The organism is Maribacter caenipelagi, assembly GCF_004364175.1.
Taxonomy (GTDB): Bacteria; Bacteroidota; Bacteroidia; order Flavobacteriales; family Flavobacteriaceae; genus Maribacter; species Maribacter caenipelagi.
Genome location: NZ_SNZW01000014.1, coordinates 338703 through 363704 on the forward strand (window position 1 = coordinate 338703; position 25002 = coordinate 363704).

Consider the following 25002-nt stretch of genomic DNA (forward strand, 5'->3'; position numbering starts at 1 on the left):
ACTTAAGCTTTAGCGGTTTTGTTTCTTGTTCTTCTTTTTTCTGCCCATGCAACGGCGTGCTTGTCCAACTTAACGGTCAAGAAACGCATAACACGTTCATCTCTTCTAAACTCCTGCTCGTAAGGTGTAACTACCTCACCAGTGTTAGTAAATTCAAACAAGTGGTAAAATCCACTCTTTTTGTTTTGAATAGGATAAGCTAATTTCTTTAGCCCCCAATTCTCTTTAGCTACCATTTTGGCGCCATTGTTAATTAAGAAATCTTCGAATTTCTTAACTGTTTCCTCTATCTGAACATCAGATAGAACGGGATTCAAAATGAAAACAGTTTCGTAATGGTTCATATTATATTTGTTTTTAAAGAGTGCAAAAATAGATATTTTTTTTAAAATAATTATAAGAAATACGAATATTCTTCGTTATTAGATGGTAACAACATTTAAAAATAAACCAAATCTTAAACATATCATCATTACCAAATACACGATCAACAGTGCATTGTTCACATCTTTTGTTGCAGTTCAGCATGTTTTTTCGGTTCTTTGTCGATGATTTAACCCCACAAATCAACCCTTATGAAGTTAAGAAGTATCATCGTTGACGACTCATCTATGCAAAGGATGGCCGTTGCCAAGTTGGTAAACAATCATCCGAATTTGACTATGGTAGCTGAATACAGTAATGCTATCGAGGCTAAAAACGGAATCAAGAACCATGAGATAGATCTTATATTTCTTGATGTTGAGATGCCAATTATTACAGGATTTGACCTACTCGAGTCACTAGAAAACAGTCCTCAGGTAATTTTGATTACCGGTAAACCAGATTATGCACTTAAAGCATTTGACTATGACGTAACGGATTATTTACATAAACCGATTACCATGGCACGTTTTGATGCTTCTGTTAAAAGAGCTGTTGCGAACTACGAACAATTGCACAGAGTCAATGAAGACGAAGAGCACATTTTCGTAAAGAGCAACCTAAAGAAAAGAAAGGTTATTTTAAATGATATTAAGTGGATCGAAGCACTTGGTGACTATATAAAATTAGTAACCGACGAAGCTAATATCGTAATCTTATCAACAATGAAGTCTTTTGAAAAGCAATTGCCAGAAGATAAGTTTTTAAGAATTCACAAATCATATATCATTAACCTAGAAAAGGTTGAAAAATTCAATAGTAAAAACGTTGAAGTTAGTGGTAGATCAATACCTCTAAGTAGAAATAAAAAGACAGAACTAGCCGAAGCGCTAAGTAACGTATAATATATGGTATAATTTTACTTTCAAAAAAGACCGCTACTTAGCGGTCTTTTTTAGTTTATATATGGTCTACATTATATATCACCCTAACACTTCTATACATTGCCACAGCTTTAAACGATTTTTCTATTCGCCTAATATTTGCTTTTGTCTGTGCCAAAGAATGTACTTTACGAACTTTAATTACGATATGTTTTAAATACTGATTTCTAATTCTTGCCACGGGCGGATATTCCGGCCCTAAAACAGTATCACCAAAATTAGTTCGTAATGCCCCTGCAAACCAATCTGCAGCTTCATTTAGAACATTGTAATTTTTATGCTTGAACGTTACTTTAATAATTCTATTTACCGGTGGATACTTAAACTGCTCCCTTTCATATAACTGCTCTGTATACATGCCTTCATAATCACTTGTGGTTACTTGCTTTAATATTTGATGATAGGGATTATAGGTCTGTATAACTACACGTCCTCTTTTTTTGGTTCGCCCTGCCCTACCCGATACTTGTGTTAATAATTGATAGGTTCTTTCATGAGCACGATAATCAGGAAAGTTCAATAATGAATCTGCATTCATTACACCCACCAAATTCACGTTTCTAAAATCTAGTCCTTTAGTTAACATTTGGGTCCCCACCAAAATATCTAATTCTTGTTGTTCAAAAGCTGTAATTATTTTTTCATAACCATGCTTACCTCGCGTAGTATCCAAATCCATTCGACCAACCTTAGCTTCTGGGAATAGCCCCGAAACCTCTTTCTCTATTTGCTCGGTACCAAAACCTTTTGTATCTAAATCTGGACTGCCGCATGCAAAACAAATCTCTGGCAATGCAGTATGATGACCACAGTAATGGCAACGTAATTGATTTCTATATTGATGATAAGTTAAACTTACATCGCAATTTGGGCATTGTGGAGTATGACCACATGTTAAGCATTCCATTAACGGGGCAAAACCACGTCTATTCTGAAAAAGTATGATTTGCGCACCTTCTTTTAAGGTTTCTTCCATTTCCATAAAAAGACGCTCAGAGAAATGACCTTTCATCTTTCTTTTTCTAGAAGCTTCTTTAATATCAACCAACTCCATTTCTGGCATTAGCACATTACCATAGCGTCTTGTTATTTCTGCATAACCATATTTACCCGTTTGCACATTATAATAACTTTCAACACTTGGTGTTGCCGAACCTAATAGAATATTTGCCTTATGCAAATGACCTAAAACTATTGCAGCATCTCTAGCATGATATCTTGGTGCCGGATCAAATTGTTTAAAAGAACTTTCATGTTCCTCATCTACAATTACCAACCCCAACCTATTAAAAGGCAAATACATTGCTGATCTCGCACCAATAACCAATTGCGCCTTAGGTTTTGCTTGCAAAACGTTTTGCCAAACTTCTACACGTTCTTGAACATTATATTTAGAATGGTAAATAGCTATTCTTTCTCCAAAATATTCTTGTAATCTACCTATAAGCTGCGTTGTTAAAGCTATTTCTGGCAATAAATACAATACCTGCAGTCCTTTTTCCAAACATTCTTCTATCAGCTTTACATAAACTTCAGTCTTACCCGAAGAGGTCACCCCTTTTAATAATGTTACTTTCCCTTCATCGAAAGAAGATTTTATATCAACTAAAGCAGCCTCTTGATATTCGTTTAATTCTTTAGTGTCAGAATTATCGGGATCACCATCATAACTGACTCGATCAGTCTTAATAAAATACTCTTCTAAAATTCCCTTGTCGACCAGTGATTTTATTACTGCTTTAGAGGTATTACTAGATGCTTCAAGCTCGGAAACTTTTATAGGGTTCTGACTTTTTCCCTGTAATTGAAATAACGATAGTACTACTTGACTCTGCTTAGGTGCCCTGGTCAATGATTTTAGTAGCTCTTCTAACTTTTCATCTGTTGTATGCTCTGCACCCAATTTTACAAACCTGACCAACTTTGGCTTGTACTGTTCGTATACTTCTTCTTTTATAACAATTACTTTTTTCTCTAATAATCGTTGAAGAATGGGCAGTACATTTTTACGCTCTATAATTGCAGAAACTTCTTGAACCTTTAGTATAGATTGATGCTGTAACGCTTCAAATACTAAAAACTCATCATCTAAAAGTTCGTTTTCATCTATTTCGTATTCCGTATTTCTAAGAACTAATGTTTCACTTTCCAGCAAGAAAGCACTAGGAAGCGCACTACGCACAACTTCACCTAATGTACACATGTAATAGGAAGCTATCCATTCCCAATGCTTAAGTTGGGTCAGATTTACAATTGGATAATCGTCTAATAACTCATGAATTTCCTTTGCTTCGTATACTTCTGGCGGATTATTGTGAATGCTTTGAACTAAACCAGTGTATATTTTAGACTTACCAAATGGTACCGCTACACGCATACCTGGTTGTAGCAATGCCGCCTCTTCTTCAGTTATACTGTACGTAAAACTTTTCTCTAGCGGAATAGGTAATATTACATTAATAAAGTTCGCCATAGTTATCCCTCCACACGTATCCATGTTTGGGTTCTGTAGATAAATGCCAAATATCCACGGACTTTCAACTCATTTGAATTTTCTGGATTTAACCATATCTTAAATCTGAAAGTCATCGCTTGTTCTGGATCAAATAGTCTCTTTCCCTTCCACTCCCCATCATCATGACGTTCACCTCCCGTAATAATTTCCATACCGGTTACAGGCCTATCCTTTAATTCTCCATCGCATTTATCACAAACCCTACCTTCTTGCCCTTCTTCCAAAATCTTAACGACCTTGCCATACATTTTTCCTTCTTTCTTATAAATTTCAATCACGCCTTTAGGTAAACCTGTTCGATCATCAATTGTTTTCCACATGCCAAAAACAGACTGTGCAGAAACGCTCATTGTAATAAATATTGTAAATAAAAAACTTAACTGTATGGTTTTGTTTATCATTCTTTTTTAGTGATTTTACGTAATGTATTTAGAGAAGCGTTCAGCTCAAACCCAAGTAGCAATATATTAGAATTTAACCATATGTAGACCATTAAAATCAATAATCCTCCTAATGCTCCATATAATTCATTGTATCTCGCGAACTTTTCAACATAAATTCCGAAGAGATATGATGTTAACAAAAACAATGTCGTTGTCATTAAAGCACCAAAAGAAAAAAACTTTGCTTGCTTGCCCTCTCGTGTTCCAAAATAATACAGAATTGCAGTAGTAAAATAAGATAGAATTATAAAGAACAACACTTTTGCAATTTGTACACCAATTACTTCATCTTCACCCAAAATATATCCACCTTGCTTAGCAGCAAACTCAGACAAATATCCCAACACATAAAATTCAAAGTATATATACGCTACAAACCCTACTATAATTAATATTGCCAAAATCAAACCTACCATCAAAGCATATAAATATTGTCTAAAGAAATGTCGTGTTAGGTCGATATGATACGATGTTTCGAAACCTCCAAAGATGGAGTTTACACCGTTTGCAATTAGAAAAATTGAAAGCAAAAATGCAGATGATAGTAGGCCACCACGTTTTTGATCTTTTATCTGCTGAAACACTTCACCAAAATAATCGCCGGTTGCACTCGGCAAAAAAGATTCTAGAAACAACTGGAACTGTACATCAAAATCGCCATGTTCAATACTTATATAAGACACTAAAAAAGGCACCAAAGTCACCATAAAAATAATCAAGGGAAACAACGCCATAAATAAGCTAAAGGCAATAGCACTAGCACGTGTAGATAGTGTACCCCTTAGAATACCAAGTACATACATTTCTATAAGATCATAAACAGAAAGCCCCTCAAAACCGGGTAGCCTGATTTGTTTTAAAAATCTGACGAACCAATTTACAATAGGAATTTTTTCTAGCTTTTCTTCGACCTCTAAAGACATCTAAACCGCTTTTAAACTCAAATCTAAATTATAAACCGAATGTGTTAGTGCTCCCGAAGAAATATAATCGACACCACATTCAGCATAATCCCTAATCGTTTTTTCATTGATACCACCCGAAGATTCGGTTAAGCAGGTAGAACCAATTAATTTAACGGCCGTACGCGTGTCTTCATAATTGAAATTATCTATCAATATTCGATAAACACCCTCTGACTCTAAAATTTCTTTGATTTCGTCTAAGTTTCTTGCCTCAACGATAATCTTTAAATCACGACCCGTTTCTTTTAAGTAGTTTTTAGTCTTATCTATTGCTCTTGTAATTCCACCGGCAAAATCAATATGGTTATCCTTTAGCATAATCATATCATACAACGCAAATCTATGATTTTCGCCGCCACCAATTTTTACTGCCCACTTTTCTAATGCTCGTATGCCTGGTGTGGTTTTTCTTGTATCTAAAATCTTTGTACCCGTACCTTTTAATAAATTGACGAACATATGGGTCTTGGTTGCAATTGCACTCATTCTTTGCATCGCATTTAATACCAAACGCTCTGCTTTTAATATACTTTGAGAACTACCTTCAACATAAAAAACGATATCACCGTGACTTACAGGCGCACCATCTTTAATTAGCACTTCTATTTTTAAATTAGGATCAACAAAATAAAAAACAAGCTCTGCAAAATCTACTCCGGCAATGATTCCTTCATCTTTTACCAATAATTTTGCTTTACCGGTAGCGGTATCGGGAATGCATGCCAACGAACTATGATCACCATCACCAACATCTTCACGAATGGCATTTGCTATAATTAATGTAATTTCTTCTTTAAATTGTTTTTCTGGAATCATAAGTATTAAATCTATTGTATTGCTAATTTACAAATCCATTTGCGAAATTGATTTACTTTTGACATATGACTATAAAACTTTTAGCCATTGGTAAAACCGATAGCCCTCAACTACAAGAACTCATTGAGGTATATCAAAAACGATTACAGCATTATATCAATTTTGAAATAGAGCTCATACCTGATCTAAAAAAGACCAAAAACTTATCTGAAGACCAGCAGAAAGATAAAGAAGGCGAACTAATTCTTAAAAGATTAGCTCCTACAGATGTTTTAATTCTCTTTGATGAAAAAGGAAAACAGTATACGTCTATAGAATTTTCTACTTTTTTACAAAAGAAGATGAACTCAGGCATTAAACAATTGGTTTTTTTAATTGGAGGACCTTACGGATTTAGTAATGAAATCTATTCAAAGGCGTCTGGAAAAATAAGCTTATCTAAAATGACTTTTTCTCACCAAATGGTACGCTTATTTATAACCGAGCAAATTTATAGGGGATATACTATTTTAAAAAACGAACCTTATCATCATCAATAAAACAACAAGAACCTTTAACACCTGTTAAGCCTGCTTTTCAAGCGATTTTACCATATTTTCAGATACACCCTCCAAATCAGCAAGTTCTTCCATTAGAAAAGAGATAAGTTCTTCTTTATGCTCCACATTTTTCTCAATCTTAAGCACATGATTGTAGTTCTTAATATTTTTCATGTGAGAATTAAAAGCATGTGTTTGATGCCATGCGATTTCTTTCAATTTCTGATTCTGAATTGACATCTTTTTTATCGACGGGTTAATGAAAAAGAAAATCTCCGCTATTAAAATCAATAAAGAAAAAACGGCGAGTTCTAATTCTATAATCATCAATGTACTAATATCTTCTTCTGAAGCTTTTTGAAATTGACCCACGACAATATCCATAATTATGAGAAAATTATCTGCTTCAGCGGATAATCTTTCTAAATCAACCAATTCTAGTTTATTGAAGTCATTTGTTGATTCTAAAATGAAATTTAGATGTGGCTGCAACCTATCAAAGTTTTTTTGAATTTCATCATTATCAAGTTCTGGAATTCCTGTTGCATCATTACCTTTTTGCAAAGCTCTGTTCGCATTAGAAAATTTAGCCATTGCTAAACGTAATTGACCATAATCACAGGTACCATACCTGCATTCGTAAACACTTTTTACAATAGACTGAGACAACATTCTCTGTCTACCTGCAACATTTATTCTCAATCCATCTTGTCGCTGTCTAGCTAGTGAATACTGTATTATTGACTGTATTACTATCGTTAATACAATTACAGTAAAAACCAACAGATAATAGTTATTGAAACTTTTACCGGATTTTAATTTTGATAAAATCTTTTTCCACATACTTAAAGATATTTCCTACAATCTATAATTGTATTATTACCATAACCTATAAGAATTAAAAATGTTGTGACAAATGGTGATTATTGGATAAAAAAAAGTGCAAATTTTTCAACTTGCACTTCAGATATAAAAGAATCCTATTATTATTAATTCTTATTCAATTATTGTAAACTAGTAAAGCACTCTAAATTTGATGGTGTTTTCAACTTTTCTCAAAGCTTTGATTACATCTTTATTATACTCTTTATCTAAATCTGTAATAACATAACCAACTTCATTATCAGTTGAAAGATATTGGCTAGAGATATTCAATTCATATTCTGCCAATACTTTATTTATTTTAGCCATTATACCCGGAACATTCTTATGTATATGCAAGAATCGGTGCGACTTATTCTGTTTTGGCAAACGAATATTCGGGAAGTTAACGGCATCTACAGTATTACCAGAATTAATATAATCCATTATTTTATTAGGAACAAAATCAGCAATATCTCGCTGGGCCTCTTCTGTACTACCACCAACATGCGGAGTAAGAATTACATTGGCAAAGCCTTGTAATTTTGTATGGAAATCTCCATTACTAGCAGGCTCATCAGGATAAACATCTATTGCCGCACCACCAATATGACCATCTTTTAATCCTTCGGCAAGTGCATCAATATCAACCACAAAACCTCTAGAAAGGTTAATTAACATGGCACCTTTCTTCATTTGCTTTATTTCACGCTCACCGATGAAGTTTTTGTTTGCCTTATTATCATCTATGTGCAGTGTAACTACATCAGATACATTTAATAAATCTTCTAACGTATTACATTTCACCGCATTACCTAAAGCTAATTTATCATCTACATCATAGTAATAAACACGCATACCCATAGCTTCTGCCAAAACCGATAATTGTTTACCAATATTACCATAACCTACAATACCCAAGTTTTTACCACGAACTTCTCTTGATCCAGCAGCTGTTTTTTGCCATTGCCCTTCATGAATTTCTCTGCTACGATCAAACACACTACGCATTAACATAATAATCTCTCCTATAGCCAATTCTACAACAGATCTTGTATTACTGTATGGAGCATTGAAAACTACAACACCTTTCTTTTTGGCAGTCTCTAAATCTATTTGGGTAGTACCGATACAAAAAGCACCTACTACCAATAACTTATCGGCAGCATCTAAAACAGTTTGGGTAACCTGTGTTTTAGAGCGGATACCAAGCACGTGAACGCCCTTAATTTTTTCTAGCAGTTCTTCTTCAGATAAACTATGTTTAATCAATTCAACGGAAAAACCGTCTTCAGATAAATTATCGAATGCAGCTGTGTGCACATTTTCTAATAATAGAACCTTAATTCTATTCTTTGGGTACGAGATATTTCTTGGCAACTTGTTCACAAATAAAAATTCATCTAAACTTGGTGTAACATAATCCGCATTACTTGCGGCTTTTTCTCTATGCACGTTTTCGGTATATGCAAAAAACTTATCTGCAATACCTGCTTCGCGCATTACATAATCACTGTAACCATCTCCAATCACCTGAACTTCTCCGTCCAAATTCATTTGCTTCAAGCAATCAATTTTGCCATTATGCTGAGATAGCACATTCTTTTCATCGAAACCGATGATATTACCTTCTTCGTCGAATTTAAATGTATTTGCATACACTCGATCAGATGGTATATTGTATTCTTTTACAATAGGATCAATAAACTCTTTAAAACCGCAAGATATTACATAAATATCATCCGCATACTTTTCAAAAAATTCTTTATTGGCAGCAATGGACTTAGATATTTTATTTTTAAGATTGTCAACCAATCCGTCTAAATCTTCCTTTTTGGCATGTAATAACTTAATTCTACGCTCTAAAGACTCGGTAAACGAAATATCACCATCTATACCTAAATTGGTAATTTTCTGTATTTCTTTAATAACCTCGTCTTTGTTAGATTTTCCTTCTAAAGTCATTTCAGCAAGAACATCTAATGCTTCTACCCTGGTCAACGTACTATCAAAATCAAAAACGTATTTTCTACTAACTTCTACCATTATTCTCTTTTGGTTGGATAAGAATTTTTGTTATTAAAATAAGTAGCAAAAGTAAAAATTTAATTTATCCTGATAAATGTTATCCTGTAAATAAAACAAAAATGTTATGTTATGATGTAATTTGACAAAATGACAATCTTTTAGTCTAAAAATTGAAGAACAGATAATGAGAAGCCTACAGTCTTATACGTACCGTTATGGTCACCGGGTACTATTTTTAAACTACCATTTTTAAAGGTTTTACTTAATTCTTCTGCATTTCCATTATCCGAATCTTGATCCCCACAAATTACCAAAACATCGATCTCTATTTTATTTAATTCACTAATAGAGGTTACAGGTTGAAACTTTTGCTGTAAATGCAACGAACGTAAATCTGCATGAATAGATTTTGCATAGTCTACCGCGCCTTTGGTCATCTCATTTACATCGCCATCAAAGGCTTTAGCGAACATGATTCTTCTATCCCAATCGGCATTTGTAAAATCGATACCCATTCCGCCTAAAACCGCTTTTGCTATTCTATCGTCTTTTGTCAGTAATTTTGCCAAAACAATGCTTCCCCTTGAATAACCGACAGCTTTATACTTCTCAATATTTAAATGATTCATCAATAAGACCACATCTTTTACTTCGGCATTGTCTTGATACTCTTCTTCATTTTGAGGTTTGTCCGAGTCTCCATTACCGCGTAAATCAGGAATAATTACACGATAACCGGCATTTAGCAAATCTTTCTTTAAAGCCGTTTTACCCCAAGATTTTTTAGAATTTATAAATCCGTGTAGCAATAGTATCGCTTCTCCACTTCCCTCATCGGTATAAGCAATCTGTACGCCGTCAAATGATTTTAATTTGTTTGATTGAGAAATTACTGCTTGAGAAAAGGCTATTAACAATAAACAGAATAAAACATTCTTTGAAGACATTATGCTTTTATTTAAGAGATATAAAGAAGACCTGCTAAGATTGCCAAACCAAAACTTACTAAAGTTCCTATTAATATATACTCTGTTAGTTTTCTATTATTGCGTTCTTTAAGATCATTGAATCTAAAAACAGATTTCGCGGCTATCAACAAACCAATAACTTCCCACCTACCTATTACTATGAATATCAGAACAAATAGTCGTTCTATAATACCAATATACTTACCTGCATTTGGCAGCGATTTATGATCCGTCTCGATTTGATTAGACATCCCCTCTAAAATCATCCCCATTATAATTGCTGCCGGATAGGTCACAAATACAATTGCTGTGACTAAATACCAGTCTAAATTTTCAAATAATGACAAAGTATGAGTATATAGATCTGTGTAAAAAGCACAGCTATATACGACCAATATATGTAAGATTTGATCTATAAAAAACGGAATACTTTTATTCTTAAATGAATTATTTGAATATAGTTTTAGTACATCAATTACAAAATGAGCTATAGCTACTATTAATGCAATTTTCCACAAAGATAAATCCCAAAGAAAAAGCATGTATAAAGCAAAATGCAATAGTACATGCAGGTATAGAAATTTAGATTTTATCTTATTCGATTGTTTGTGAAGAACCCACCTTGTAGGTTGTAAAATAAAGTCTCCGATTAAATGAGCCAATACTAGTTTTATGAAAATCAACATATTTATTTACTGGTAATTAATTCTTTATAATATGACAATACATCTAAAACCAAATCTAATCTTGCTCTTTTTAAACGCTGACTAACGGCAGATTGTTTTATACCTAATTGTTGTGCAATTTCTTTTTGTGAATAATGAGGATAATCTAGTGACATTGTTACAATTTCTGCAGAAACAACACTCCAATCATCCATAAAATCTAGTGCTAAGCGTAGCATCAAATTTAATGTACGATCATTTTTAGTGTCGCCAGTTGCAATACTAAGGTTTATTTTACTCTCTTTAAGTGTTTCAAAATTGCGTCCTGATCGCTGGTATGCCGGACCGTTAGATTCAGTTACTCCTGTACCTACATATGTTTCTAAACCTACACCAATCCCCATTCTTACATCTAAACCTTTAATGGTTTTTAGCATTGCTTTTATACGAATTGCTGTGAACAGTGCATTTTTATCGGTAACCTTTAACTGAAATTCATCACCACGATAAATCTCCCAATTCATTGGCGATGCACCAAATTGGTTGAAATAATTCTTCAATAAATCGATCCATTGCGAGCTAGGATGATTTTCAGAATTAATTATATCTCCGGTAATTATGGCTATCATTGTTATTAGTTAAAACGCTAATATATTAAATTATAAGCTAATTAATTAATATTTAGTATTATTAACGTTGTTATTAATGTAGATGTATAAAGCTCGCTTAAAACCAACGCCTTGTTAATATACAATAATCTTTGAAGGAACGCCCAAATTTATCTAAGAGAATTCGTTCTTCTGGTATAATTTGAAAACGATTCATATAACCTACAAACCCAGCAGCGACCAGTGTATTGAAAGCATTACCTAAAAAAACTCCTAGAGCCAACAGTATAACAAGTAGCGCCAAATACATAGGATTGCGAGAAAATTTAAAAATTCCGTCTACCACCAAATTTGAAGCTTTATCTGGTTTTGTTGGATCTATAGTTGTTTTTGCCATTTTAAACTGAATCAATGCCAATAAGGCTATTACAATACCCATAACCGCTAAAATTTTGGTAAGCAACATCCTTCCATAAAAATCAAAATAACCAATCGGTAAAAATTCTGCCAATAGGTACATCATCAATCCGAAACACAAAAACACTAAAGCCGGCGGCACTTTTAATTCCATTTTATAAAATTACTACTTTTGCTGATGTAAATTGACAAACTAGATTTCAAAATGTTCCCATGAAGCTTGTATTCGCCACCCACAACCCCAGTAAATTAAAAGAAATTCAGCAGTTGGTACCGCCATATATCGAACTGGTCAGTTTAGATATGATTGGTTGTACGACCGATATACCCGAAACCGCTATTACCTTAGAGGGTAACGCAAAAATTAAAGCAAATTTTATAACAAACACGTATCAGCTGCCTTGCTTTGCAGATGACACGGGGCTCATATTAGATTCTTTAAACGGTGAGCCAGGTGTATATTCAGCAAGATATGCAGGTCTAGAAAACGATTCAAACGCTAACATGGACAAACTATTAGTTAATTTAAGAAACAAAAAGAATCGAGATGCTTACTTCAACACCGTAATTGCCTTAAACTTAAATGGTAAAACCCATATATTTGAAGGTAGAATAGATGGCAAGATTATAGAAACAAAAAAAGGAAATAACGGATTTGGTTATGACCCTATCTTTCAACCAAACGGTTATGAAGAAACTTTTGCGCAATTACCATTATCTATTAAAAATGAAATAAGCCATAGAGCGCTAGCGTTTAAAAAATTGACTACCTATTTAAATAGCATTAATGATAAATAAAAAAGACAACGGCGAAACAGTAGTAGTTTCAGTTGCATCGGAAAGAGCTGAAGCTATTGGTGGTGTACTAATCGCTTTATTTGCCGCACTTATGGCAATATCACAAATGGTAAACGGCGAATTAGAAGAAGAAATGATGATTGCCCATAACAATGTGGTAAGTTATTCTAGTTGGTACCAGTCTAAAAGTATTAAAGAAAGTTTGAAAGAAAGTGAACTTGACTATTTAAGTACTTTAATTGAAAGCGGTATTGTAATAGAGGAAAATAGACCGGTAATAGAAGAAAAAATTACTATTGTAAAAGATAAAATAGTAAAGTACAAATCAGAAAAAACAGAAATTCTATTAGGATCTGACCAAGTGGGTAAAGAAAACTGGGTACAGGACATTGAGGGAGAAATGGGTATTATTACCGGAGTTAAACAATGGGAAAAATTGACTCAAACCTATGATTACGCGACCAAAAAATTCGACTATGCACTACTATTTTTTCAAATTTGTATAGTACTTGGTGCCGTATGTATCATTATTTATGACAGTCCAACACTACAAAAAGGGTTAATTGTGCTTATGATTATCTTTGGTATTACAGGCACTTTCCTATCTATATATGGCTATACGCTAGCTCCGTAGTATTACTTTCTAATAAATTATACTGATTCAATTATTAGCAGTACCTTTGCAGCTTAATTAACGCCGCTGGTATAGCATGTGTTGCCCTGAGTCTAAATAGGTTATATACGATAATCGCTCTATGCAACATTCATATTTGCGATTTAGTATAACATATTTATGACAAAATTTGAAGCACTGGGACTGCAGAAGTCCTTATTAGATGCTATTACTGATATGGGTTTTGAAACCCCATCAGAAGTTCAAGAAAAAGCAATCCCAATTTTATTGGAAAGTGAAACCGATCTAGTCGCCCTAGCGCAAACAGGTACAGGTAAAACTGCCGCATTCGGTTTTCCATTAATTCAAAAAATTGATAGTAATAGTAGAACCACACAAGGTTTAATATTATCACCTACTCGTGAACTTTGCTTGCAGATTACGAAAGAAATGCAAGCGTATTCAAAATACGAACGTAATATCAATGTAGTCGCTATATATGGTGGTGCAAGTATTACAGACCAAGCAAGACAAATTAAACGTGGTGCACAAATTATTGTTGCTACCCCTGGTCGAATGAAAGATATGATCAGTAGACGTCTTGTCGATATCTCTAGCATAGACTATTGTATTCTTGATGAGGCTGATGAAATGCTGAACATGGGTTTCATGGAAGATATAAAAGATATTCTTTCTGGAACGCCTAACGAAAAATCTACATGGTTGTTCTCTGCAACTATGCCAAAAGAAGTAGCTACCATTGCCAAAAAATTCATGCATTCGCCACAAGAAATTACGGTAGGTGCCAAAAATTCTGGAGCATCAACTGTACAGCATGAGTATTATGTTGTTGGTGGTAGAGATCGCTACCCTGCTTTAAAAAGATTGGCAGATACAAACCCAGATATATTTTCAGTTATTTTCTGTAGAACAAAACGTGATACACAAAAGGTTGCCGAAAATTTAATTGAAGATGGTTACAATGCAGGAGCTTTACACGGAGATTTAAGTCAGAACCAAAGAGATTTGGTAATGAACTCTTTTCGTAAAAGACAAATTCAAATGCTTGTAGCTACTGATGTTGCTGCTCGTGGTATTGATGTTGATGACATAACACACGTTATCAATTACCAATTACCAGATGAAATTGAAACATATACCCACCGTAGTGGTAGAACTGGTAGAGCTGGTAAATCTGGTATCTCTATGGTTCTTGTTACTCGTAGCGAACAACGTAAGATTAGAGCTATAGAAAACAAAATCAATCAAAAATTTGATTTGAAAAAAGTTCCTTCGGGAATGGAAATTTGTGGTATTCAATTACATCACTTAGCAAATAAAATAAAAGATACTGAGACAAATTCTGATGTTGACTCCTATTTACCTGAAATCAATGAGATTTTAGAAGGTATCGATCGTGAAGAATTAATAAAGAAATTAATTTCAGCCGAATTTACAAGGTTCTCTAACTACTATAATAAGTCAAAAGATTTAAATTCTTCTGACGGCGGTAGAGATAGAGAGCGAAGTAATGGTCGAAGAGGTGGTGAAATACCAACTAGCGGTGCTGTTCGTTATTTCATAAACGTTGGTGAAAAAGATGGTTATGACTGGATGTCTCTTAAAGATTTTATTAGAGATACAGTAGGACTTGGACAAGAAGACGTCTTTAAAGTCGATGTAAAAGAAAGTTTTTCGTTTTTTAATACGGAAAGTGAATCTACCCAACAAATTCTTGAAAAATTCACTGAGTTTAAAGTTGATGGAAGATTTGTTAATGTAGAAGTTTCTAAAAACCCCGGCGGTGGCGGTGGTGGAAATCGCAGAAGCGGCGGTGGCTTCAGAGGAAAAAGAAGCGGCGGCAGAAGAGATGATGATCGTGGCGGAAGAGGCAGAAAAGATAGTGGCGGCGATTTTAAAGGCAGAAGACGCGAACGCAGCGAATCTAGCAGTCCTAACTCCGGAAAAAGACGTAGCACCAAAAGAAAGGGAGATTTCTTTTAGTTAATTGTATATTAAAAATACGCTTCGGCGTATTTTTTTTGTTTTGTTTGCAACCTAATTACGCTGTTCGTACAATGAAATACTTTTTATCGCTTATACTTATTTTTATTTCTCTAATAGGTTTCGCACAAGAAACAGAAGATGGTCAACGCCTAAGCGCAGTTGTTATTAATGCCCAAAGCGACGAACCTCTTGAGAGCGTACACGTTGTTAACTTGAACCAGGTTTTTGGAACAATTACTAATGAAAAGGGTGAGTTTTCAATTACCGCAGCAGTAAATGACACCTTATATTTTTCTTTTCTTGGTTTCAAATCACAGAAAATTAGGGTGACCAACGATATGTTCAAATTTGAAAATACCGAAATAGCATTAACAGAGCTTGCTTATGCTCTAGAAGAAGTTATTGTTAGACCATATCAACTAACCGGTTACTTAGAAATCGACGTAAAGAACCTTCCTATCAACAATGCTTATCAATACAGTATTTCGGGCTTAGGTGTAAGCTATGAAGGCGGTAACAAAAACCCTAGTGCCGTTACAAAGGTATTGGGCGCCATTCTAAACCCCGCAGATTTATTACGTAACCTCTTTGGTAAAAAACCTGCGCAAATGCGTAAGCTTAGACAAATGAGAGAAGACGATGATATTCGTAACCTGCTCGCTTCTAAATTCGATAGGGAAACACTTACAGAATTCCTTCAATTAGAAAAAGTTGACATTCAAGATATTTTAAATAACTGTAATTACTCTAAATCTTTTATCACTACAGCCAATGATCTTCAGATACTTGACGCCATTAGCAGCTGTTATGAAGAATATAAAGTTTTAAATAGAAAGAAATAATATTTTTTAAAACGGAATCCTTGTTATAGTTTTATTGCAAATAACAGGGAAATGAAAAACGTGTTTTTACTAGGGCTACTATCTATAGCATTGATTTCTTGCCAACCAAAGAGCAAAGAAAAATCAGAAACTATTGGTATAGTTAAAGATTCAGTTGAAATCCCAAAAAAGAATCCCAATTTTCAATGGGAAGCAGCTACCGTCTATTTTCTTCTTACCGACCGATTCAATAACGGTAATACAGATAACGATTTAAATTTTGAACGCGATGAAGAAACCGGAGAACTCAGAGGTTTTTTAGGCGGAGACATTCAAGGTATTACAGAGAAAATTAAAGATGGATATTTCACAGACCTTGGCGTAAATGCTATTTGGTTTACTCCCGTTGTAGAACAAATTCATGGCGCTACAGATGAAGGTACAGGCAATACGTATGGGTATCATGGTTATTGGGCAAAAGACTGGACAGCTCTTGATCCTAATTTCGGAACCGATAATGATTTAGATACACTAATAAAAACGGCCCATGAAAATGGAATTCGAATTTTATTGGATGTTGTTTTGAATCACACTGGTCCAATAACAGAAGAAGATCCTGTTTGGCCAGAAGAATGGGTGCGCACCTCCCCTACTTGCGAATTCACTACTTACGAGAATACTACCGCTTGTACACTGGTTGCGAATCTACCAGATATTTTGACCGAATCTGATGCTGCCGTAAATTTACCAGATGCCCTCCTTGCAAAGTGGAAAACTGAAGGTAGACTAAGTGAAGAGCTAGATGAATTAGAATTGTTTTTTGACCGTACAGGTTACCCTAGAGCACCTCGCTTTTATATTATTAAATGGCTTACCGATTACGTAAACAAATACGGAGTCGATGGGTTTCGTGTAGATACTGTTAAACATGCCAATGAAAATTCATGGGCAGAACTATACAAAGAAGCTTCTACTGCTTTCGAGCTTTGGAAAAAGAAGAATAGCAACAAGGTATTAGACGACAACCCTTTTTACATGGTCGGTGAAGTTTATAATTACGGAATTTCTGGCGGAAAAGAATTTGACCTGGGTGATAAAAAAGTAAACTACTTTGATAACGGATTTAAGAGTCTTATCAATTTTGAATTAAAGACTGATGCTACAAAAGACTACGAAACTATTTTTACCAAGTATAGCAAATTACTGCACACCACTTTCAAAGGCAAGAGTGTTTTAAATTACCTTACTTCTCATGATGATGGTCAACCTTTCGATCAAGAAAGAGCAGACCCTAAGAGAGCTGCAAATGTATTATTACTTACTCCTGGAGCTTCTCAAATCTATTATGGTGATGAAACGGCGCGTAGTCTAGTAGTTGAAGGTACTCAAGGCGATGCTACGTTACGTTCGTTTATGAATTGGAACGAACTGGACAGTTTAGCACAAACAAAAGAAACCTTAAACTATTGGCAGAAATTAGGAACCTTTAGAAATGATCACCCTGCGATAGGTGCTGGTATTCATAAAAGAATTTCTAAAGCCCCGTATGTATTTAGCAGATACTTCACTAAAGATGATTATGTCGATAAAGTAGTTATCGCTTTAGATGTACCTAAAGGAAAAAAATCTATTTCAGTAAAAGGAATTTTTGGGGATGGAACAAAATTATACGACCGTTTTTCTGAAACTGAAGTAACGGTTAACAAAAACAAAGTGATGTTAGATAATGATTATGAAGTTATCTTGTTAGAAATTAGTAATTAAGACATCAATTTAAATCAGGCATTAGAATGCACCGCAATTCTATTGCCTTCGGTATCTTTAAAAAGCCCCATAAATCCGTGTTCCTCACCAATTTCGGTTTTGGGTTGTAAAACTAGTCCGCCGGCTGCCTTAACCTTACCCAAAACTATGGCTGCATCGTCACATGCTAAATAAACCAGTACCCCAGCCTCTAAACTAGGCATATATTGATCATGCTGCACTAAGGCGCCATTAGCCTGACCTATAACCTGTTTATCTGGAAATAGACCCATTACAAATTCTCCGAAATTATTAACTGTTATGGTTACATCTAAGATGGATTCATAGAACTTCTGTGCTCGCACCATATTTGCTACGGGAATTTCATACCATGCTATCATGATTAATTATTTAAATTATGTTTTAGATTCTGCAGTCCTTGTTCAAAATCTTTACCAACCATTTTATCCATTGACATAAAAAGCATCATAATGCTCATTGGGAATTTATTCTTGCCGGTAAACCCCCATGTAACTTTACTTTTATTTACTTCATACTCTTCAAGCGTCATATAGCAATCAGATTGAGACTTATAGGGCTTCAAAAATCGTAAATCTTGTTCAATACGCTCACCTTCCACAATTCTCGTTATCTCCTGTTCCCCTTCACCTACATCTTTATTTCCGCTCCAATGGCTCGTTGCCCCTATTTCACCATCGACACCTGTAAACGTAAGGTCCATATTTAGATCCTTTCTAGCCCATGGGGACCATTCTTGCTGCTTCTTTAAAAATTTTAAATGCTGCCAAACTTTTTCTGGCGAATGATCTAATTCTATACTTCTCGAAACCTCATAACCTTTTGGCGCAATAAGCGCTAAAATAATTACCAAGGTTACTACTATTGTAATAATTATAAATACGGTATACATCGGCTGGTTAATTAATTGTTGATTAACAAGTTAGTTAAAATTTAATTATCAGATTTATATCTTTCTAGAATGTCGTCGATACTCTTTATTGACTTTTTGGTCCAGTCTAATCGTGTTTCAAATATTTGTTCTTCTGTCAATTCCCAATCTGCATCAGAAGCTTTTAATTGGGTCGTTAAATGCTGAAGTATTATTGCTGCAGAAACAGAAATATTTAGACTTTCTGTAAAACCTACCATGGGTATTTTTAAATAGGCGTCTGAGTTTTCTAGAACATAATCGCTTAATCCATTCTTCTCCGTACCAAAAAACAAAGCCGTTTTACTATCTAGTTTAAAATCTTGCAATAACGAACTATCTGCATGCGGACTAGTAGCTACAATTTTATATCCTTTTTCTCGTAACGAATCTATTACTTGTTTTGAATTTTGATACCGTTTTATATCTACCCATTTCTGCGCTCCCATGGCAATCTCTTCATCCAAATGTTGGCCATTTCTATCCTCTATCAAATGAGCAGTCTGTACACCGAATGATTCGCAACTTCTAACCACTGCGCTAGTATTGTGCATTTGAAATACATCTTCTACCGCAACGGTCAAATAATTAGTGCGTTCAGCTAATATCTCAACAAAACGCTGTTTTCTATTTTCTGAAATAAATTCTTCTAAATACGATAAAAGCTTCAAATCGATCATGCCCCCAAGATAAGAAAAGTATATTTTTATAAATATTATTTAGAACCCATGAAAAACATTGTTGTATTAACAGGTGCCGGAATTTCTGCTGAAAGCGGATTAAAAACGTTTAGAGATGCTAATGGCTTATGGGAGGGTCATGATGTTATGGAGGTTGCCACACCAGAAGGATTTCAGAATAATCCGGAATTGGTGTTGGAGTTTTACAATCAAAGAAGAAGGCAATTGCTAACCGTCGAACCCAACGCAGCACATAAGGCGTTGGTTACGCTAGAAGCATATTTTAATGTTCATATTATCACCCAAAATGTAGATGATCTACATGAGCGTGCCGGCAGTTCTCGAGTACTACATCTTCATGGCGAATTATTAAAAGCACGAAATATAAATTCAACTAATGAAATATTTGAATGTAAGCAAGATATTTTACTGGGCGATACCTGTAAAAACGGATTTCAACTTAGACCACATATCGTTTGGTTTGGCGAGGCTGTACCATTATTTGAAGAAGCAATTGCTATTTCCGAAAAAGCAGATTATTTAATTATTATTGGCACATCTATGCAGGTATACCCAGCTGCAAGCTTAATAGATTTTGTCAACTTTTCGACGCCAATATATTTCATTGACCCAAAGCCTGCTATAACAAAATCTAAAAAAAACAATCTAACTATTATTGCTGAAACTGCAGTAACCGGAACTCCTACTTTGGTTGCTTCCCTAATTGATAAATAATTCTAGTTTGTCTTACCCACTCGACCAATTTATTAACTTCGCTAGTAGTAAGTTCTGTGTTTTTATGAAATAGCGTGTATTGAGATAAAGGCATTTTACCATTGACTACTTGCTCTTCTATCTCCGTTAATAAACGATCCTTTTTATCTAACGAATAATTTTCCCATTCAGAAAAATTCAAATGTTCTTTACCGTCTTTCACATGACCTGCCAATAAATATGAAATAGGAGCTATATTATTATACCAAGGGTATTCTGTATTGTTGCTATGACAATCGTAACAAGAAGTTTCAAATGAAGTTTTAAGTTCTGGCGAAGGATTCGTTTGCTTTATAAAAGCTTCGGTATGCTTACCTGCGGATGTATTTTTTGTTGGACTGAAAAATTGCATGGCCACGAACACCACTAGGACTCCTAGGCTAATTTTTTTTAGTAATTTCATATTTGGGGGAAATGAAAATTAAAGATACAATTTTATGAATAAGGAAAAACTTTATGAAGCTTTGAATTATGTTAACGCTTCAAGAGAAAGCCGTGGTAAAATGGTATCTAGAATTGAAGACAATCTACATTTAATCCCTATTCTTATTGAGATAATTAAAGACGATGTAGACCCCATATCATGTAAGGCTGGTTGGGTTTTAGAAAGTGTTGCACAAATAAATTTAACCCCAATTATAACGAACCTTGATGTATTCATCGATTCGTTAAAACATATTTCACTAGAATCGTCTGTTCGTCCTGCTTCAAAAATTTGTCAGTTATTAGTAATAAACGAATTTTCAAAAAAGTCTGAAAAACTAAAACAAAATTTAACCACATATCATTTAAATGCCATTACAGAAGCTGCTTTTGATTGGCTAATCGGTGATTATAAAGTTGCCCCAAAAGCATACTCAATGACCACACTTTTATTAATAGGAAGAAGAATAACATGGATTCATCCAGAATTACAACAAATACTTAAGCAAAACTATGAAAGCGGAAGTGCTGCATATAAGGCAAGAGCCAGAATGACCTTAAAAGTTCTAGAAAAAAAGTAGTGTATTAATAAACCATCTAAAATTGTTCATTAAATAAATCCATTTGACCATAACTTAAAGCACATATGGTTTTAAACTTTGATACGATTAGGTATATTTGCCCCTTATTAATTTAACCATTCATTATGTCTCTTAATGCATTAAATGCCATTTCACCTATTGACGGTCGTTATAGCTCTAAAACCAAATCTTTATCAGCTTACTTTTCTGAAGAAGCATTAATAAAATATAGAGTTAGAGTAGAAATAGAGTACTTTATTGCACTTTGCGAAATTCCATTACCGCAACTTTCTTCATTTGATACGTCAAAGTTTGATACCCTTAGAAAAATTTACCTTGATTTTTCTACTGAAGATGCTGAAGAAATTAAAGAGATTGAGAGAACTACCAATCATGATGTTAAGGCTGTCGAATACTTTATTAAAAAGGCATTCGACTCTTTAGGCATTTCTGAATTTAAAGAATTTATCCATTTCGGGTTAACTTCTCAAGATATCAATAATACCGCTATTCCGCTTTCTATTAAAGAAGCAATGAACGAAGTATATGTTCCTCAATATTTTGAGTTACTTGAAAAATTAGATGTATTGACCTTAGAATGGTCAGACATACCTATGTTGGCAAGAACACACGGGCAACCTGCTTCGCCTACACGATTAGGAAAAGAAATTATGGTTTTCGTAGTTCGTTTAAAAGAACAATTCAATTTATTGAACGATATACCAAGTGCTGCAAAATTTGGAGGTGCTACTGGTAATTTCAACGCTCATCTAGTGGCCTACCCTACGATAGATTGGAGAACCTTTGGTCAAGAATTCGTGCAAGAGAAATTAGGACTTCAACATTCGTTCCCAACAACTCAAATTGAACATTATGACCACTTAGCCGCATTATTTGATGGTCTTAAACGTATAAACACTATAATTCTCGATCTTGATCGCGATTTTTGGACGTACGTTTCGATGGATTATTTTAAACAAAAAATCAAGGCAGGTGAAGTTGGATCATCAGCTATGCCACACAAGGTGAACCCTATAGATTTCGAAAATTCTGAAGGTAACCTTGGTATTGCCAATGCTATTTTTGAACATTTATCAGCTAAGCTTCCAGTTTCTAGATTGCAAAGAGATTTAACCGATAGTACCGTATTAAGAAACGTAGGTGTTCCTTTTGCTCATACTATTATCGCTTTTCAATCTACTCTAAAGGGCTTGAACAAATTACTTTTAAACAAACAAAAACTTGAGCAAGATCTAGAGAATAACTGGGCCGTAGTGGCTGAAGCAATTCAAACAATTCTAAGACGTGAAAATTACCCTAATCCTTATGAAGCTTTAAAAGGACTTACACGTACCAACGAGAAAATCAATAAAGATTCTATAGCAAACTTCATAGACACTTTAGAGGTATCTAACGAAATTAAGAACGAGTTAAAACAAATATCTCCTAGTAATTACACTGGTATTTAAGCCAGTTTTAATGCATTAAAAAATTTCTTTTGTTCATATACACCATATCGCCCGTTTCGGGCGATATGTATTTTAGATTGTGGTTCGTAACGCATATATTTCACTTGAACAAAAAACTAAAATTGTATGCAAACAAATTTCTCAGTTGAAGAATCAGTAAGTAATTTATGGGATAAATTAGATGGCTGGCTAGAATCAATCATCTTAAAATTACCAAACCTAGCTATGGCTGTTTTGGTAATGTTCTTATTTTACTTTCTAGCCAGAGGAATACGTAAAGTTCTTAAAAGAACGATTTTGAGAAAAATATCTCAAGTTTCCATTCAAGAAATAATAGCCAAAGTAGTATTTGTCGTTATTATACTAATCGGGTTTTTTATAGCCTTAGGTGTTTTAGACCTTGACAAGGTATTAACAAGTATATTAGCTGGAGCAGGTGTTGTTGGTCTAGCAATCGGTTTGGCACTTCAAGGAACGCTAAGCAACACATTTGGCGGACTTATACTATCTTTTATGCCGCAGCTTAAAATCAATGATTTTATCTCTGCTGATGGTGTATCTGGCTTTGTTACCGAAATAAGTCTCAGAAACATTATTCTTAAAAAACCAGATAATAATGTAGTGGTTATACCCAATTCTAAATTTATAGACGGATCATTCACTAATTATTCTATGAACGACAGAAACAGAATTTTTGTGAATTGTGGTGTGGGTTATGAAAGTGACTTACAGATGGTAGAAGATTTAACCGTAAAAATTATATCAGATAATTTTAAGCAGAATGATGACGAAAACGTGGAATTCTTTTTTACTGAGTTCGGCGATAGCTCTATCAACTTTATGGTCCGTTTTTGGACAGACTGTGTTAATGTGAAACAAGAACATGCCGCACGACATAAAGCCATTAAAATCATTAAGAAACACTTTGATGATCGCGATATCAATATTCCGTTCCCTATTCGAACATTAGACTTTGGAAAAAACAATCTACAGATTGTAAAAGAGTAAAATATTTCGAGGAAAGCATCAGAGTATTTATATTTCGATTATCGAGTAAAATTAAAAAAGCCCGTTGAGCAAGTTCAAAGGGCTTTTACTAACTAACTAGACTAAATATTATTTATTTATTTGAACTTCGTGCGGGTAAGGAATTTCAATACCTGCAGTATCTAATGCTTTCTTAGTACCTTCAATTGTTGCAAAGTAAACATCCCAAAAATCTTCTGGCTTACAGAAAGGACGCACTGCAAGATTTACAGAACTATCTGCCAATTCAGATACATTAACTGAAGGAGCTGGATCTTGTAATACTTGAGGATTTGCCTTCAACATTGCCAATAACACATCTTTTGTTTTTTGTAAATCAGAACCGTAATCTACACCAACTGTAGTATCAACTCTAATTTTACCTTCTGCGGTGTAGTTTACTATGTTACCGTTTGCCATTGCACCATTCGGCACAATCGCCAACTTATTTTCTGGTGTAACCAACTTAGTTGTAAAAATTTCAATCTCTTTTACATTACCTAATACACCTTGTGCTTCTATTAAATCTCCAATTTTATAAGGTTTGAAAATTATTAGCAGTACGCCACCAGCGAAATTAGAAAGAGACCCTTGTAATGCTAAACCGATAGCTAAACCAGCTGCTGCAATAACCGCTGCAAAGCTAGTAGTTTCAACACCTAAGGTTGAAATAACCGTAATAATCAGAAATATTGTAAGTGTCCATTTCACTAAACTTAACAAGAACTTCTGCAATGATTCATCGTAATCCTGCTTGGTCATCCCTTTTCTAGTGACACCAATTAACTTTTTTATAACCCAAGAACCAATGATATAAATAACAATAGCCAAAAGAACCTTTGGTCCATATTCCATTGCCATTCCAATTCCTTTGTCAATCCATACTTGTGCGTTTTCCATTTTAAAATGTTTGTTTAGGTTGTTTGTATATTATTCTCACTTATTAGGACACCAATTTTATTGATTGGTCACATTAAAAATAGAGG

General features: G+C 34.3%; 27 protein-coding genes. 11 read left to right on the forward strand and 16 right to left on the reverse strand.

Going from position 1 to position 25002, the window contains the following annotated elements:
• Positions 1 to 2: 2 nt before the first annotated feature.
• A complete protein-coding gene (rpsF, locus tag DFQ03_RS09555) occupies positions 3 to 344 on the reverse strand; it encodes a 30S ribosomal protein S6 (RefSeq protein WP_027067301.1) in 342 nt (113 codons plus the stop codon).
• Between the two features lie 231 nt (positions 345 to 575).
• On the opposite strand from rpsF, the gene DFQ03_RS09560 reads away from it, so the two are divergent.
• Positions 576 to 1268, forward strand: a complete 693-nt coding sequence (locus tag DFQ03_RS09560; protein WP_027067302.1) for a LytR/AlgR family response regulator transcription factor — start codon at positions 576 to 578, stop codon at positions 1266 to 1268.
• Between the two features lie 55 nt (positions 1269 to 1323).
• Here DFQ03_RS09560 and priA read toward each other — a convergent pair whose 3' ends face one another.
• From priA to nadC, 4 genes are read right to left on the reverse strand one after another with little or no spacing between them, the layout of a single operon-like run.
• Positions 1324 to 3780: a replication restart helicase PriA gene (gene priA / locus DFQ03_RS09565; protein WP_133672945.1), complete on the reverse strand. Its 2457-nt coding sequence runs from the start codon at positions 3778 to 3780 to the stop codon at positions 1324 to 1326.
• Positions 3781 to 3782: 2 nt separating this feature from the next.
• Positions 3783 to 4172 (reverse strand): DUF2147 domain-containing protein, encoded by a 390-nt coding sequence (locus DFQ03_RS09570; protein WP_243834470.1) that lies wholly within the window; start codon positions 4170 to 4172, stop codon positions 3783 to 3785.
• A 47-nt stretch (positions 4173 to 4219) separates the two neighbouring features.
• Entirely contained in the window at positions 4220 to 5188 is a 969-nt protein-coding gene (locus DFQ03_RS09575) for a YihY/virulence factor BrkB family protein (RefSeq protein WP_133672947.1), read from the reverse strand.
• Positions 5189 to 6046: a carboxylating nicotinate-nucleotide diphosphorylase gene (gene nadC / locus DFQ03_RS09580; protein WP_133672948.1), complete on the reverse strand. Its 858-nt coding sequence runs from the start codon at positions 6044 to 6046 to the stop codon at positions 5189 to 5191.
• A 65-nt stretch (positions 6047 to 6111) separates the two neighbouring features.
• On the opposite strand from nadC, the gene rlmH reads away from it, so the two are divergent.
• Positions 6112 to 6585, forward strand: a complete 474-nt coding sequence (rlmH, locus tag DFQ03_RS09585) for a 23S rRNA (pseudouridine(1915)-N(3))-methyltransferase RlmH (RefSeq protein ID WP_133672949.1) — start codon at positions 6112 to 6114, stop codon at positions 6583 to 6585.
• 24 nt (positions 6586 to 6609) lie between these two features.
• Here rlmH and DFQ03_RS09590 read toward each other — a convergent pair whose 3' ends face one another.
• The 6 genes from DFQ03_RS09590 to DFQ03_RS09615 form a co-directional block, all read right to left on the reverse strand.
• Positions 6610 to 7428 (reverse strand): type IV pili methyl-accepting chemotaxis transducer N-terminal domain-containing protein, encoded by an 819-nt coding sequence (locus tag DFQ03_RS09590; RefSeq protein WP_133672950.1) that lies wholly within the window; start codon positions 7426 to 7428, stop codon positions 6610 to 6612.
• 171 nt (positions 7429 to 7599) lie between these two features.
• A complete protein-coding gene (gene serA / locus DFQ03_RS09595) occupies positions 7600 to 9492 on the reverse strand; it encodes a phosphoglycerate dehydrogenase (protein ID WP_133672951.1) in 1893 nt (630 codons plus the stop codon).
• A gap of 140 nt (positions 9493 to 9632) precedes the next feature.
• Complete coding sequence (locus tag DFQ03_RS09600; protein ID WP_133672952.1) at positions 9633 to 10421, reverse strand: alpha/beta fold hydrolase; 789 nt, start codon at positions 10419 to 10421, stop codon at positions 9633 to 9635.
• 11 nt (positions 10422 to 10432) lie between these two features.
• Entirely contained in the window at positions 10433 to 11128 is a 696-nt protein-coding gene (locus DFQ03_RS09605; RefSeq protein WP_133672953.1) for a DUF3307 domain-containing protein, read from the reverse strand.
• A 2-nt stretch (positions 11129 to 11130) separates the two neighbouring features.
• The gene (locus tag DFQ03_RS09610) at positions 11131 to 11736 is read right to left on the reverse strand and encodes a SatD family protein (protein WP_133672954.1); all 606 of its coding nucleotides are present in this window, start codon (positions 11734 to 11736) and stop codon (positions 11131 to 11133) included.
• Between the two features lie 97 nt (positions 11737 to 11833).
• Positions 11834 to 12286: a methyltransferase family protein gene (locus DFQ03_RS09615; RefSeq protein ID WP_133672955.1), complete on the reverse strand. Its 453-nt coding sequence runs from the start codon at positions 12284 to 12286 to the stop codon at positions 11834 to 11836.
• A 59-nt stretch (positions 12287 to 12345) separates the two neighbouring features.
• Here DFQ03_RS09615 and DFQ03_RS09620 point away from each other — a divergent pair, with 59 nt between their 5' ends.
• From DFQ03_RS09620 to DFQ03_RS09640, 5 genes are all read left to right on the forward strand, one after another.
• The gene (locus DFQ03_RS09620) at positions 12346 to 12930 is read left to right on the forward strand and encodes a non-canonical purine NTP diphosphatase (protein WP_133672956.1); all 585 of its coding nucleotides are present in this window, start codon (positions 12346 to 12348) and stop codon (positions 12928 to 12930) included.
• On the forward strand, positions 12920 to 13564 hold the full coding sequence (locus DFQ03_RS09625) for a DUF4337 domain-containing protein (protein ID WP_133672957.1): 645 nt from the start codon (positions 12920 to 12922) through the stop codon (positions 13562 to 13564). Before DFQ03_RS09620 ends, DFQ03_RS09625 begins: the two co-directional genes overlap by 11 nt.
• Positions 13565 to 13723: 159 nt before the next feature.
• Positions 13724 to 15547: a DEAD/DEAH box helicase gene (locus tag DFQ03_RS09630; RefSeq protein WP_133672958.1), complete on the forward strand. Its 1824-nt coding sequence runs from the start codon at positions 13724 to 13726 to the stop codon at positions 15545 to 15547.
• A gap of 74 nt (positions 15548 to 15621) precedes the next feature.
• Positions 15622 to 16392, forward strand: a complete 771-nt coding sequence (locus DFQ03_RS09635; protein WP_133672959.1) for a carboxypeptidase-like regulatory domain-containing protein — start codon at positions 15622 to 15624, stop codon at positions 16390 to 16392.
• A gap of 51 nt (positions 16393 to 16443) precedes the next feature.
• The gene (locus DFQ03_RS09640) at positions 16444 to 18135 is read left to right on the forward strand and encodes an alpha-amylase family glycosyl hydrolase (protein WP_133672960.1); all 1692 of its coding nucleotides are present in this window, start codon (positions 16444 to 16446) and stop codon (positions 18133 to 18135) included.
• Positions 18136 to 18149: 14 nt separating this feature from the next.
• Here DFQ03_RS09640 and DFQ03_RS09645 read toward each other — a convergent pair whose 3' ends face one another.
• The 3 genes from DFQ03_RS09645 to DFQ03_RS09655 are packed head-to-tail and all read right to left on the reverse strand — an operon-like array spanning position 18150 to position 19743.
• Complete coding sequence (locus DFQ03_RS09645; protein WP_133672961.1) at positions 18150 to 18515, reverse strand: VOC family protein; 366 nt, start codon at positions 18513 to 18515, stop codon at positions 18150 to 18152.
• A 2-nt stretch (positions 18516 to 18517) separates the two neighbouring features.
• Positions 18518 to 19045, reverse strand: a complete 528-nt coding sequence (locus DFQ03_RS09650) for an SRPBCC family protein (protein WP_133672962.1) — start codon at positions 19043 to 19045, stop codon at positions 18518 to 18520.
• A 41-nt stretch (positions 19046 to 19086) separates the two neighbouring features.
• A complete protein-coding gene (locus DFQ03_RS09655) occupies positions 19087 to 19743 on the reverse strand; it encodes a TrmH family RNA methyltransferase (protein ID WP_133672963.1) in 657 nt (218 codons plus the stop codon).
• Positions 19744 to 19791: 48 nt separating this feature from the next.
• On the opposite strand from DFQ03_RS09655, the gene DFQ03_RS09660 reads away from it, so the two are divergent.
• Positions 19792 to 20478 carry an SIR2 family NAD-dependent protein deacylase gene (locus DFQ03_RS09660; protein WP_133672964.1) on the forward strand — a complete coding sequence of 229 codons (687 nt, stop codon included), beginning with the start codon at positions 19792 to 19794 and terminating at the stop codon, positions 20476 to 20478.
• Here DFQ03_RS09660 and DFQ03_RS09665 read toward each other — a convergent pair.
• A complete protein-coding gene (locus tag DFQ03_RS09665; RefSeq protein ID WP_133672965.1) occupies positions 20447 to 20920 on the reverse strand; it encodes a heme-binding domain-containing protein in 474 nt (157 codons plus the stop codon). The two genes, DFQ03_RS09660 and DFQ03_RS09665, sit on opposite strands and share 32 nt — an antisense overlap.
• 34 nt (positions 20921 to 20954) lie before the next feature.
• Between DFQ03_RS09665 and DFQ03_RS09670 the strand changes: the two genes are divergently transcribed.
• The 3 genes from DFQ03_RS09670 to DFQ03_RS09680 all read left to right on the forward strand — a co-directional run bounded on the left by DFQ03_RS09670 (position 20955) and on the right by DFQ03_RS09680 (position 23998).
• The gene (locus DFQ03_RS09670) at positions 20955 to 21521 is read left to right on the forward strand and encodes an adenylosuccinate lyase (RefSeq protein ID WP_133672966.1); all 567 of its coding nucleotides are present in this window, start codon (positions 20955 to 20957) and stop codon (positions 21519 to 21521) included.
• A 125-nt stretch (positions 21522 to 21646) separates the two neighbouring features.
• On the forward strand, positions 21647 to 22990 hold the full coding sequence (gene purB / locus DFQ03_RS09675) for an adenylosuccinate lyase (RefSeq protein ID WP_133672967.1): 1344 nt from the start codon (positions 21647 to 21649) through the stop codon (positions 22988 to 22990).
• Positions 22991 to 23116: 126 nt separating this feature from the next.
• A complete protein-coding gene (locus tag DFQ03_RS09680; RefSeq protein WP_133672968.1) occupies positions 23117 to 23998 on the forward strand; it encodes a mechanosensitive ion channel family protein in 882 nt (293 codons plus the stop codon).
• A 108-nt stretch (positions 23999 to 24106) separates the two neighbouring features.
• Here DFQ03_RS09680 and DFQ03_RS09685 read toward each other — a convergent pair whose 3' ends face one another.
• Positions 24107 to 24916 carry a mechanosensitive ion channel family protein gene (locus DFQ03_RS09685; protein WP_133672969.1) on the reverse strand — a complete coding sequence of 270 codons (810 nt, stop codon included), beginning with the start codon at positions 24914 to 24916 and terminating at the stop codon, positions 24107 to 24109.
• Between the last annotated feature and the right edge of the window lie 86 nt (positions 24917 to 25002).